This is a genomic window from Pseudoalteromonas sp. UCD-33C (assembly GCF_001306895.1).
Lineage (GTDB): Bacteria > Pseudomonadota > Gammaproteobacteria > Enterobacterales > Alteromonadaceae > Pseudoalteromonas.
The window spans coordinates 83,212-97,111 of record NZ_LJTB01000012.1 but is presented as its reverse complement, the minus strand read 5'-3'; the positions used below and the strand labels follow the sequence as shown (position 1 = coordinate 97,111).

The 13,900-nt window shown below is 38.1% G+C and carries 7 protein-coding genes; 4 read left to right on the top strand and 3 right to left on the bottom strand.

Annotation, left to right across the window (positions count from 1 at the left end; translation table 11 throughout):
- Positions 1 to 623: 623 nt before the first annotated feature.
- The 3 genes from AOG26_RS17425 to AOG26_RS17415 all read left to right on the top strand — a co-directional run bounded on the left by AOG26_RS17425 (position 624) and on the right by AOG26_RS17415 (position 4,851).
- Positions 624 to 1,799, top strand: coding sequence for a DUF547 domain-containing protein (locus AOG26_RS17425; RefSeq protein WP_054563662.1), 1,176 nt, complete (start codon positions 624 to 626; stop codon positions 1,797 to 1,799).
- 62 nt (positions 1,800 to 1,861) lie between these two features.
- Positions 1,862 to 3,007, top strand: coding sequence for a DUF547 domain-containing protein (locus tag AOG26_RS17420; protein ID WP_054563661.1), 1,146 nt, complete (start codon positions 1,862 to 1,864; stop codon positions 3,005 to 3,007).
- A gap of 53 nt (positions 3,008 to 3,060) precedes the next feature.
- Positions 3,061 to 4,851, top strand: a complete 1,791-nt coding sequence (locus tag AOG26_RS17415; RefSeq protein ID WP_054563660.1) for a putative 2OG-Fe(II) oxygenase — start codon at positions 3,061 to 3,063, stop codon at positions 4,849 to 4,851.
- Between the two features lie 40 nt (positions 4,852 to 4,891).
- On the opposite strand, the gene AOG26_RS17410 is transcribed toward AOG26_RS17415, so the two are convergent.
- The 3 genes from AOG26_RS17410 to AOG26_RS17400 all read right to left on the bottom strand — a co-directional run bounded on the left by AOG26_RS17410 (position 4,892) and on the right by AOG26_RS17400 (position 12,077).
- Positions 4,892 to 6,538 (bottom strand): tetratricopeptide repeat-containing sulfotransferase family protein, encoded by a 1,647-nt coding sequence (locus tag AOG26_RS17410; protein ID WP_054563659.1) that lies wholly within the window; start codon positions 6,536 to 6,538, stop codon positions 4,892 to 4,894.
- Positions 6,539 to 6,614: 76 nt separating this feature from the next.
- Positions 6,615 to 9,473 (bottom strand): TonB-dependent receptor domain-containing protein, encoded by a 2,859-nt coding sequence (locus tag AOG26_RS17405; protein ID WP_054563658.1) that lies wholly within the window; start codon positions 9,471 to 9,473, stop codon positions 6,615 to 6,617.
- Positions 9,474 to 9,728: 255 nt separating this feature from the next.
- On the bottom strand, positions 9,729 to 12,077 hold the full coding sequence (locus AOG26_RS17400; RefSeq protein ID WP_054563657.1) for a DNA polymerase II: 2,349 nt from the start codon (positions 12,075 to 12,077) through the stop codon (positions 9,729 to 9,731).
- Positions 12,078 to 12,145: 68 nt separating this feature from the next.
- On the opposite strand from AOG26_RS17400, the gene AOG26_RS17395 reads away from it, so the two are divergent.
- Positions 12,146 to 13,861: a tetratricopeptide repeat-containing sulfotransferase family protein gene (locus AOG26_RS17395; protein WP_054563656.1), complete on the top strand. Its 1,716-nt coding sequence runs from the start codon at positions 12,146 to 12,148 to the stop codon at positions 13,859 to 13,861.
- Positions 13,862 to 13,900 lie beyond the last annotated feature (39 nt).

Sequence of the window (13,900 nt, the reverse complement as noted above, 5' to 3'; positions counted from 1 at the left end):
ATGTTATTCATGGAATATTTATAGTTATTCAAAAAAAATGCATATTAGGCAGTAATTTTGAACTTTGATAATAATACTCGCCACTCTTAAAGGTCAAYACTTCGCTAACTCAAAAGTTCAATTTTTAACAATAAATAAAACACTAACCAAAATAATAAAACATAATTAACACCTTCAAACCCCTTTAAATACAATAGACACAGCAACATTTACAACAGGTTACAAAGGTCAAAAAGAATTTAATTTTTTAGTATTAATATAGGTACTAAAGCAAAACCCGCCAGTAGTTGCGATTTACGCAACAAAACTCAATACTGATAAATGGCATTTTTTATCTTTAAAAATAAAAAAATAAAATTTTAAGACCTTGTAGTTAAGATGAAACCACAACAAACATGGTCAAAATGATTGATACATGTAGAAAAAGGACAAAATGATGCAAAAGTTAATAGAATGAACATTCTATTAACTAGCAATAACTAACGGAAAGTGTAGAAAAACATTTAAACCCTTATATTTTCTGAAGATAAACAAGTAAAACTAGAACAAATTCGGTACATATAAACTTGAAAAAATTGTAACAATCACTGATAGTAAGATTGTTAAAACAACAAGGAAAAATCATGTTTAAACAATTATTACTAATTGCATTTACTTTTTGCTCACTTTCATCGTATGCAAAAATAAATGAACTACCAGAAGAATTCTCAGACTTTAGCCTTAATCGAGATATAAAAATTTCATATGAGGATCTTGATAACTTACTTGAAATAACAGTTCTTGATATGGGTAGGTCAGATAGAAGCTCACGTAAATCGAAGTCATCAATTGGCACAAGAATGAAATCCCACAAAAATAATGATACAGCTTTGGAGGCTAATCGTTTTTTATTTGAGGCGGTAACCAAATCAGAAATAAAAGATGGCTTTCACAAAATTCGTGTTAGCTTAGAAAAAGTACCTGACGAAATTTCTCTGAACGAACTTAGCCTTGATGAGCAGTTGGCCTACTGGCTTAACCTTTACAATACAGCGATGATTGAAAAGTTAATTGAGCACTACCCTGTTCGCGATACAGAAGATCTTCTTTTTGATGATGATTCAATTTTAGATGAAGAATTTTTAACCGTTGCCGGTTATAAGCTTTCATTGAATGATATCCAACATAAAATCGTTTTCGAAAAGTTCGGTAAAAAGAAACCAATTGTTATGTACGGCTTTTATCAAGGTAATATTGGTAGCCCAAACCTGCGTAATGAAGCTTATAAAGGCAGCAAAGTATACCATCAACTAGTTGAAAACGGTGAAGAGTTTGTAAACTCAAATAGGGGTATGCAAATTAAGCGTAAAAACCGCCTTTATGTATCTAAGTATTATGAGCAAACTGAATCATTGTTTACTGACTTCGAAACTGAGTTACGTGAACATTTAGAGGACTACGCTGAAGGTCAAATGAAAAGCGATGTTAAATACGCAAAACGGTTTAAAATTGACATTGAAAATTGGAATATAACCGACTTATTTGGAACAGAGCGTAGTTTTGGTGCATCTGCCTCAACTAACCCTGCGGCTATGTTAAACGCTGTAGTGAGTAATTCTGATATACCAGTCTCTGCAGATGGTAGTAGCTCAGGTATGGGGGCCGTTAATGTTAACTTTATTAATGACTCTATCATGATGCGAACGATGGATTTTGGTCGCTTCTCACCTGAAATGTTAGAAAAAATCAAAAAGCTTAACTTAAAACGCCAAGACAACAGTGGCTCTGTTGAGATTAAGGATCTTGATTCAAACAATTAAAATTAAAAGGCCGCTCGTCAAAAGAATGTGACGGGTGGCTTTTTCTGAACAGGGAGTTCGCTATGCTTAAACCACTCTTATTAATAACCGCAATTTTCTTTACTGCACACTCGTCAGCAAAACTAGACACTCTACCTGAAGAATTTGCCGATTTCGGCTTAGATAGTGATTTAACAATATCTTATGGTGATTTAGATCAGTTACTTAAAATCACGGTTATTGACTTAGGCCGCTCAGACCGAGGCTTTCGAAAAGGCCAATCAGGCATTGGCACACGTACGAGAGCACACAAAAATAACGATACTGCTTTAGAAGCAAATCGTTTTTATTATGAAGAAGTTGTAAAGGCAGACCTGAAAACTGGTTTTAAAAAAATACGTCTGAGCCTTGAACAAGTTCCTGAACAAATCCCACTTAATGAGCTCGTTTTATCTGAGCAACTGGCTTACTGGCTAAATTTATATACCACAGCATTATTAGAGAAACTCATTGAGCACTACCCTATCTTCAGTACTGAAGATTTATTATTTGGTGATAATTCATTACTTGATGAGGAATTTATTACTGTTATGGGACATAGCCTGTCTTTGAATGACATACAACACAACATTGTCTTTAAAAAGTTTGGCAAAAGTAAACCGATTGTAATGTACGGCTTTCATCAAGGGAATATCGGCAGCCCAAATCTTCGCCCAGAGGCCTATGTAGGAAGCAAAGTGTATTACCAACTAGCAGACAATGGTGAGGAATTTGTTAATTCTAACCGAGGTATGCAAATTAAAGGGAAAGATAGACTTTACCTATCCGTCTACTACCAGCAAACAGAAGCCTTATTTGACGACTTTGAGCAAGATTTAAAGTCTCATATTGAACACTATACTAATGGCTCTTTAAAAGATGCTGTAGAGTCATCTAAAGGGTTTAAGCTTACAATAGATGATTGGCATATCGTGGATTTATATCGCACGCATAGAGCCTATGGCGCCTCTTCTGCTATTAACAGGGCTGCCCTAGACGGTATAGGAGGAATGACATATGGATATCGTGCAGCAGACGGAAGCTATATCACCGATCCCTTAACGAAGCGGCTAGCTCAATTTGGTCGATACCCACCACAAGTTTGGAAGAAAATTCGCAAGCTTTATAAACAAAGAGAACGCATTAAAGGTACTGTAGAAATCAAAGATCTTGATGTAAATCAAGAGTAATATTTTACTTTACTGTACGCCCTGTTAACATAAAGCAAAAACAGGGTGTACGAGTGAATAATTCATTGCAAAGAGCTTTGCACGCATTCAATCAACAACAATATGTGCAAGCGTTACAACTCCTTTCTTTACATACAAACAAAACCGCTGATTGGTATATATTAAACAGCTTATGTTTATCAGCTGTAAACAGAATAACTGATGCAGAGCAGTGTTACTTACAAGGCTTAAGCCAATTTAGTAATCATGTCGGCCTTTTAGACAACTACACCAATCTACTATGTAAACAAAAAAAGTATGCAGACTGTATTCAGTTTTGTGAATACAACACAGCTTCTTTATCACTCGAAAAGCCACGACTTAATTACATTGAAAGCCTAATTAATCAAGATGAATTATTAAAATCCGAACAATTACTAAGCGAAACATCGCCCTCGCTGAACGCAATAGTTCGTTACCACTGGCTCACTTTAGAACTTTTCGAGCGACTGGGTGACTTACAACAAATCGAAAACTATTTTCAAACAAAATTGCCAGACCAATTAAAAGGGCAATTTCATTTCGTTTATAAACATGCTTGTAATTATCGAAATTTAGGTCAATTTGCCGAGGCCTTAGCGCTTTTGCAAATGCTTTTAAAACAGCAACCAAGCGCCGAATTGCATTACATAGTTGGTTGTACATACTATGATTTACAGCAGTATGAACAAGCACAAGCTCATCTTAAGGCATGCTTAGAGCTTGCTCCTAACTATGTACCAGCGCATGAAAGCCTTAACAAGCTCTACTGGGAACACTCGCAGAGCCAATTAATGAGTTCATATGCTCAAACTTTCAAAAATTATGATGCAAACCCTGTTCTGATCCACTCTCAAATTGGCCAACTACTGCAACTAGATAAGCTGGAAGAAGCATTATTAGTAAGCAGTGATGCAACACGAAACCATCCACAAAATTTAGATTTACATCATGCACACAGTATAATTCTAGATAGAACAGGTGACGAAGAAAAAGCATTTTCACTCCTTCAGCAACTCGTTAAAGCAGCCCCACAAAATGCTCGTTACTGTATTGATTTAGCAAACTTTTACATACAACAAGGCGATTACAGCTCAGCGATCTCTCATTTAGAAACCGCAGTAAAATTTAACCCTCACAACCAAGAGCTTTGGGCATATTTAAGTATTGCTTGGCGACTATCAAATAATGATAAATATCACTGGTTAACTGACCTAGACAAATTCGTTAAAGTGATGGAGCTGCCTGCTCCGCCTGGTTTTAAGACCTTTGCTGATTTTAATAAGCAGTTGCAGGAGCTAATGAACAGCCTTCACACAAATAAACTACAACCATTAGATCAAAGTGTGCGCAGTGGCAGCCAAACACAAGGTCACTTGTTACACCGTTCAAACCAACTTATTGATTTATTTAAGTCATCTATGAATGAATGCATTAATCAATACCTGATGCAGCTACCAGAGGATGCTAACCACCCTCTATTAGCGCGTAATCATAAACGCTTTGTTGCCAGAGGTAGTTGGTCGGTGAAACTAGAAGAAGGCGGTTTTCATGCTAATCATATCCACCCTCAAGGTTGGTTATCAGCGCCGAGCTATATTTCTATTCCTAATGAGATGAGTAAAGATGATGAAACTAAAAATGGCTGGCTTAAGCTAGGAGAAACCAGTCTTAACTTAGGTGAGCGTGAGTCTATAGCTCGTGAAATATGCCCTGAGGAAGGTCAAATTATTATATTTCCAAGCTATATTTGGCATGGTACATACCAACTAAAAAGCACTAGCCCTCGGCTAACTATTCCATGTGATATCATGCCCTTAAAATAATAAAAAAGACCATCTAAATGATGGTCTTTTTTATTACAAATTACTTATTTAACAGCGCTTTGGCATCTTGGTAGGATTTTTCATCGGCCTGTATGTGTTCAAGGTAATTTGCAAATCGTCCTGAGGATGACTTATAAAGTGGCTTTCTAACCTGCCATACACTCGCTGTACTTACAGTGCCAGATTTATTGTGAAATCGCTGGGCTTCATCAGTATATTCAAGCCCTAGAAAGCTAAACAGCTGTTCTAAAATCTGCTCGGGTGAGCAAACGAGCTGATCGTAATTCAGGGTAAAAATATCATTACTGAAACACGACTGCCAATGTGACTTAATACGTTGCTGCTGCTCATAGTGGTGTAGAGTATCACCTAGGGATACAGCATAGTTTAAGCTCGGACCCAAATGCTGGAAAAAAGCTGACAAGCTATTGTCTTTAATATCTCGCTCTGTCCAGATAATCTTAGCTTTTGGATAGAGCTGCTTGATAATATCTAAGTAAAGGTAATTTTCAGGGCGTTTATCTGTTACATAATGCGCACCTTCAGCTCTTAAACTTAATTGTTCTTTATAACCATCGATAAATTCAGCCTCTTTAGCCTTATTAACAAGTGCCTTTTCATCGCCAATCAAATTGAATAACGATGAATGTAAATAGGCAATTTCACCCCCTGCCGCTATTTGCTTGTTAGAGCTGATGATTTGTTCAATTAATGTTGAGCCAGAACGAAACATACCGCAAATTATAATAGGTGTTATTGAGCTATTCGCTTCTTGCAGAGCAATATTACGCGCTAAGGTGTAGTCAGTAATCTTCTCAACAGATTGGCGATCATAGGCTGGTAAATACTTTTTATTGTATTGATTGGCCTTTACATAATAATGCCAAGCTTTCTGATAGTTTTTACAATCATTAAATACTTTACCAAGTGCATAATAAATATCAGCACAGGCTATATCATCTGACTCTCGCTTTAAAATGGCTAAGCATGCTTGTTCATAGTCAATTGCATCGCTCTCAGTGAAGGTTTCAATATCGGCCAATCTTGCTTGAGCCATCGCATTGAATGCATCTATTTTTAAAACCTGTTGAAAGCCTGTTTTTGCTTTCTCTTTATCACCAAGCTGTTCGTAAATATTTGCCAATGAAAAGTGGGCCTGAAGATTATTTTCATCATGACTAATCGCTTGTTGTAAGTAATGTACGGCTTCATCGGGTTGATGTAACTGCTCATTATGCATTAAAGCAATATCTATTAAAGCGGGTGCTTTAAACTGCTCAGATAATGACAGAGCTTGTTCAAAGAAACGCATCGCTGAATCGTGGTTATCAAGCTTTCTTTCTATTTTTCCTAGCTGAAAGCAAATATCAGCTTGCTGCGGATTTGCTGTGTATAAAGGTAACAGCGCGTTTTTCGCAATTTCGAACTCACCACAACTTAAACTTAATTGTACTAAGGTCATTACATAATCAAACTTTGTTGGAGCAAGGGATACCAATTGTTGGCAATAAGCAATTGCAGTTTTATTCTCTTGTTGCTGCATAGCAACTTTGAAAAGGACCTGTAACGCTTTTTCAGCAAACTCACTGTTATGTGTTAACGGTTTTAATAATTCTATCCCCTGGCTAACTTTACCTTGCTGAAGTAAAGCAACAGCTTGGGTAAACGTGTGTTGTTCTGATGTCATTGTTTCCCCATATTAAAAGCTTCCCCATAAAAAAAGCGAGCCGAAGCTCGCTTTATCATACATTAATTAATTCAGATTAGAATTTTAACGTTACGCTCGCGTGGAAATAACGACCTAATGTGTCGTAGAAACCAGCAATTGCGTTACCATTTGTAGATAGTGAACCACCTACCATTGGCGGCTCTTTATCTAGAACGTTATTCACACCAATAAGTACTGAAGTGTAATCATTAACAGTAAACGTACCTTTAAGGTCAAGATAACTTTGTGAGCTGATACCATCTTGAACTAAAGTATCAGAACCTTCGTAATCATTAACAGCACTGAAGTAACGCCATTTAGCCGTCGCTCTCCACCAGCTGCCTGTGTCATAGCTTGCACTAAGTACATGACGCCATTCTGGTTGTGGGAAACAGCCGTTATTTAGTGTATCCACACAGTCGTATACTTCACTTACGCCAGGAATATTATCAAATTCCTTAGTCATCATATAAGTACCGATTAAGCTTGTAGAAAGTGTACCGCCGCCGATTTCCATATCGTAGTTAGCACTTAAATCAACACCTTCATAGTGGATTTTACCTAAGTTAGTGTTTGTTGCTACAACTTGACCAGAACCAATCCAAAGACTAGCGCTGCCAGGTGTACGTTGCACGTTATCACAGAAAACTGCTTGGCCAGTTTTACCACATTGCTCAACAATTAACTCAGGGTCAATTGCACCAATTGCGTCTTCAAGTTCGATATCCCAGTAATCGATTGAGAAGTTAAAATCTTCAAAAGGGTTACCAACAACACCTAGAGTGATTGTATCAGCGATTTCAGGGCGAAGTTCAGGGTTACCACCAAAGAAACCATTGTATTGGTCAGCAGGGCTCTTACCTACGTTACCATATTGAGATGCAGGCACACCTGTATTTGCACACTCTGCTTGGCTAAGAGATGGTGTTGCACCTGCACAAGGATCGGTACCTGGCCATAAACCTGTGCTTTGTTGTGCGAATAACTCACCGTTGTTCGCAGCACGAACTGCACGGTTATAACTTGAACGAATCTTCCAGTTTTCAGTAACATCCCAGTTCATTGCTACTTTATAAGTAGGCTCTGAACCTGACGTGCTGTAATCAGACCAACGGTAACCTAATTCAACTAATAAGCTTTCAACACCTGTGATGCCTTCAACGATTGGTAAGCTTAACTCACCGAATACTTCTGTTACATCGTACTCACCGTTTAAGCTCTTAGTTGTACCACCTTGACCTAGTAATAAACCTTGCGCGTAAACTTCATCCGCTGTACGGCTGAAAGTTTCTTCACGGTATTCAGCACCGAATACTGCAGCGATTGGGTAATCTGAAGAAGGAAGACCCCACTCAAACTCACCAGTAACGAAACCATTCACGATAAACTGCTCTGTAACACCATTAAGAATTGCAGTACCAGTTAATGCACCAGCTGACTCAGGAGTAACGCCTTGGTACGTGAATACTTCGTAAGGGATACAACCAGAAGTTGCTGAACAGTCTTCACCGTTTGCAGAAAGTGCAGTACTGATACGCGGACCGAAGAAGTCATTTTCGTATGCAGAAGATGAAGACGTTGAACCATACTGTACGAATGCTTCGTATGACCAAAGGTCGCTAAGCTCACCTCTACTACCTAGTACTAAACGGAATGAGTTATGTTCAAGGCTATCAGCACGTGGGCCACCTTCAACGTTACGTTTACCGATGTAAGTTGCAAATTGGTCACCTGATGTTAAACCGAAGCGGTCAGTTAGGTTTTGACGCTGTGCATCTGTAAGAAGCGGGCTATCATAATCGATAACATAGTTTTCATTGAAGAACGTACCTGATTCTGCGATTTGCGCTGTAGTACGGTCACGCATGTACATAGCTTCCATGAACGGTTGGAAGTGATCATTAATTTCGTACTTAGAGAATAAACCTAACGTGTGGCGCTCGTTAGGACGCATGAAATGGTTAATTGGAGCATAGTTATATACGTTACCACTTGAAGGAATGAAGCTGCTATCAGAGCCAAGTGTCCAATAATCGTAATCATCCCAATCGAATGCACCGCTGTCTGTAGGCGCTGAGATATAGAAGTTAGGAATTACAGCGTTACCAGAACCACCACACGCTGTACCTGCAGCATTTAGAGCACATGAAGAATAGTCACGAGCACCTTGGCGTAATTCATTTTGCTTTTGGTAAGTGAAATAGCCAACAGCATGGCCTTTACCACTATCGAAAGAGCCACCTAACGTAGCTGAGAAATCAAAAGAAGAACCGTCAAAACCTGAGCTACCTTCTGGGTAGTCGAAGTCACGCTCATCCATTAAACCTTGGATGTATTCATTATCATTGTCGTGTTGATATGCCGTTGAACCTAGGCTTACTTCAAAGCCTTCGAACTCATCGTTCATTACAAAGTTTACAACACCCGCTACCGCATCGGCACCGTAAGTTGATGAACCACCACCAGTCATTACGTCAACACGCTTGATAAGTGCAGCTGGGATTTGGTTGATATCAGCTGACTGAGTGTAGATACCACCCGCTTGCATACGACGACCGTTGATAAGTACTAGAGTACGCTGTGAACCCATACCACGTAAATCAAGAGTAGCTGTACCAGAAGCACCATTTGATTGGAACGCTGTGTTTGAAGCTTCAAGTTGAGGCAAGCTGTTCATCATGTCTTCAACACGTGTAAAACCAGCTACAGCGATTTCTTCAGCTGTTGTAACTTGTACTGGGCTAGCAGTTTCAATATCAGTACGTTTGATACGTGAACCTGTAACTTCAATACGTTCAACTTTTTCTGCTGCTTCTTCTTCAGCAGCATAAGAGTTTACAGAAAACGCAGCTGTTGAAGCTGTACCAAAAGCAAGCGCTAAGCGAACTGCTTTTGAAACTTTATTATTTAACATTTGATTCTCCCTGGACCACTATATTGTGGCTATATTTAGCATAAGCTTGTTTATTATTTGTATCGCATCAGGACTGCGACAAACAAATAATAAACAAATAAAACAAAATATCCAGCCCTTTATTTACAATTTTTTAATGAAGCAGCAAAAAGTTTACTTTTTCTTGTTTTATGGACAAAAAACACACAAATAAGCGTTTAAACTGAGCTTACCGATCATTCATCGCAACAAAGAGTCAAAAAAATGTTAATTTTTCTAAAAAAGCTGTATCTGACGGTCACTTAGTGACAAAACTTTAGTACCCAAATCAACAACAATCATTTCAGCTATTGGCAACAATTGTTTGTTAACATAAATGCCATAATCGTAATTATGGTGACCTGTGTAGTACTCAGCGCCGTTAGGGGTGTAAACATATTTAATTATTTGTCCACGCTGAAATGCAAGATGAGGATTGTCAGCTAAGTACTGTTTCGCTGCTTTTACATGAGGAGGGATGTTTTTTTGATAATCAGTTAAATGCTGACCCAGGCGTTTGCGATAGATTAACTTAGCGTCAAACTCACCTGCATATAGTTTTTTAACATACCTATCAAAGGTTTGAAAAATTAATTCTTGGCTATAATTTTCAGCAAATAATATCTCAAATAATTCTGTTTGAAACTCATGAGCAAGTTCTGTCCAATCACTCCTTACGGTTTCCATACCTTTAAAAACTAATTTTGAAGCACCATTTTTTTCGACTTTTCCTACATAACGCTTTTTAGAACCCATTGTTTTGCCTCTAATAGTGGGCATAAAAAATGGGCTATAGTGAGTTTCGTACTCAATTTCTAAAAAGCTGTCTATTTTATAGTCTTTCTGCAAAACCTGCTGCCAGCGTTTGTTAATTTTCTCCGCCAGTTTCGTACCGATTTCATTACAGTTTAGTGAATTTAGATCATCATCAAGCTTAACAAAGGTCGAATCTGTATCACCATAAATGACGTTGTAGCCCCACTCTTCTATCCAGTGCTTGGTTGTTTGCATTATTTCATGGCCACGCAAAGTAATTGAACTCGACAATCTCGGGTCATAAAAGCGACAACCTTTAGAGCCAAGTACACCATATAAGCTATTCATGATGATTTTAATTGCCTGCGAGAGCATAGGTTGGTTTTTATCTTTGGCCATTTGCCTTGTTGCTGCAAGTTCACGAATAAGCTCTGGCAGATGGTGCTCAGTACGTGAAAACTGTGCTTGGTTAAAACCTTCGATTGCGTCATCTGGCTTTTTTAAACCTTCAATTAGACCAAGAGGGTCTATACAAAATGTGCGCATTATTGATGGATAGAGGCTTTTGTAATCAAGCACCAAGATATTCTTATATAGGCCCGGCTGCGATGACATAACATAACCACCTGGGCTGTCAAAACTTAACCCATGATCGCCTAAATTAGGGGCTACATAGCCACTTCTATGCAGTAGCGGCAGATAAAGGTTAGTGAAGGCCGCAACTGAGCCGCCCATTCGTTCTAATTCAAGTCCGGTGAGTTGACTTCTGACAACTGCAAAATCGAGTAACTTTAATTTCTCAAAAATCTGCAGAACTAAAATACAGTCTTGCCTGTTGTAATTAGCAAGAGACAGTTTGTCTTCATTAAACTGGCGAATAATTTCTTCAAGACGATTATCTGTGCTGATCAGCTTTTCTTCACCAAGTTCAATACTCGCTACATTGGCAAGACTGAAACTATCGTAGTGATAAGTGGCATTTTTTAAGGTATCAATACCATCAATAACTACGCGACCAGGCATTGTTATGCGAGTAATGTTTCCCGAGCGCACGCGCATTATTTCTTTGTTGCGACCAAGCTTTAGAGATATACCTAACGCCTCAGCTCTTGCGTGAAGCACACTGAAGTCAAATTCAATAACATTCCAACCAATCAGTACATCAGGATCAATTCGCTGAATTTCATTTTCAAACTGAGTAAGAAGATCTATTTCATCTTCACACCAATTGATTTGATAATCTAGATGAGCCGTTGGCTCTGGGTGCCCTATCATTAAGACTTTATCAATGCCTTTTCCGACTAAGCCAATAGAAAATAGTACGCCTTCGCCATTACACTCAATATCAATAGAAACATGTTTGAAAAAAGGTCTAAATTCATTGTTTGGTTTTAATTTAGCGTTCTTTAACAGCCGAAAACCGCTTCGTATTTGTATTTCACCTTTTACCCATACTGAGCCTTTAATGAAACGCTCCATCAAAAATCTGTCAATTGGCCTAACATCATCTTCAAAAGTAACTAGTTGTGAACTTTTTAAAACCTTTATGGCGCTGTAGTAATCTTTTAACGATTTAAAATAACAGCATATCACCGACTGATTTTGGAAGTTTTTTAGTTTGGCATCAGCAAAACGAGCATGAATGTTTTGATTTTGTAATAGTCGCTTTGCAGCAGTTACTTGGTTTTCAGGAATGAAAAATACCACCTCTTGGTGCTCAACCTGTACTTTTAAAGGGCCGTTTTCACACCAGAGCCAAAACACAAAACTAACCCCTGATGAGCTATCAAACGCTTCTTTAGAAAGGATAAAACCTGTATCTGTAACCATTTACTTCAAATATCTATTACGGAAGGGGTATAGTACACCCTAACTACATAAAATTATAAGAGCCAATTATGAGCCCAATTGATGCGATTAATAACGCAAAGACACTCGTTGCTACAGAACCACATAAAGCTAAAGCTATGTTGTTAGAGGTACTCAATGAAAATCCAGAATATCACGATGGCTGGGCTTTACTTGCTGATACTCATAAACGACTGCAAGAGCATGAACAACAGCAAAGTGCACTCAAACAATATGAAATGATTCATTGGTTTAATAAACAATTAGACACGGCTAAACAACAATTAACCAACCAAAACCCTCTGCAAGCGCAGCAAACCATTCAGCAATTATTAAAATTAGTACCAAATGAATATAGAGCACTCGAAACGCTGGCTGAGATCGCATTTAAAGTGGGTGATAGCAAAGCTTACTTTGCAATATCAAAACATAACCTTGAGAACAACTCGCAAAAACAAACTGTTAAAGAAAGCTACTGTAAAGCCCTACTCAATACCAAGCAATTTGATGAGTTAATCTCTTTTTACCACTCTTCGATATCTTCACCGACATTATACATTGAGAGCCTATTAGCGATCGCTCATGTAAAATTAATGCAATTTGATGAAGCAACAGCCATCTATAACAAGTTACTTGATGCAAACTATTACGCAGCCCAATGCCACCTTCGCCTTGGCAACATTGAAAAAATAAAAGGAAATACAGGGCTTGCAATTGATCACTACAAACAAGCACTGCAAATAGATAAAAGACTTGGTGAGGCTTACTGGAATTTAGCAAACTTAAAGACATACATTTTTGACAGTAAAGATGTAGACTTTCTAGAACAGCTCACGAAAGCTGCTAAGCCAAACCTTAATAGTGCTCAATTCTATTTTGCGCTCGCAAAGGCATATGAACAACAAGGTAACTTCAGCTTATCATTTGCGATGTTAGAAAGAGCGAACAGTATTCAAAAGTCACTAACTCCCTACAAGCCGAGTAATTTCACTTCTCGTTGCACGCAACATTTAACTCAAAAGCCAATGGCTCATAATGCATTTGATGAGTCGTTACAGCTGATTTTTATCGTCAGCTTACCCCGCAGTGGCTCTACCTTAGTTGAGCAAATTTTAGCAAGCCACCCTGATGCTGATGCAAGTTATGAATTAACAGAAATTAACGCAATTGCGCGAGAGCTTGAGAGTAAAAAACTCTCAGATGTACCTTATGGCCTTGATAAACTTTCAGAACAAGATAAGGCTCATTATGCCGCAAGGTATTTAAATTTTATTGCTCCACTACGCGGAAAAAATAAGGTCTTTATCGACAAACAACCCGCAAATTTTCATCATATCGCATTAATAAAAACTCTATTTCCAAACGCTAAAATTCTCGAAGTAACAAGAGACAAAGCCGCAACAGCATGGAGTTTATACAAGCATTCTTTTTCTGAGGGCCACGCCTATAGCTACGATTTCAAATCGCTTGCACAATATATAAATGATTACGCAGATTTAATGTCGCACTGGCATGCTCTTTATCCAGATGAAATCTTCAACGTTGACTATCAAAACCTTGTTAATGATTTTTCCAATACAGTTTCTGAGTTGCTTGATTATTGTAGTTTAGAAATGCATGAAAGCTGCATGAGCTTTTATACTCATCAGCGCCCGATAATGACACCAAGCTCAGAGCAAGTAAGACAACCGATTTACAAAGATGCTTTAACGCAATGGGCAAATTATAAAGTTCATTTGGAGCCCCTATTGAAGCTAATAAAATAATAATCAAACAAGTCGCTTGTAGTTGCCCAGTTAAATCTC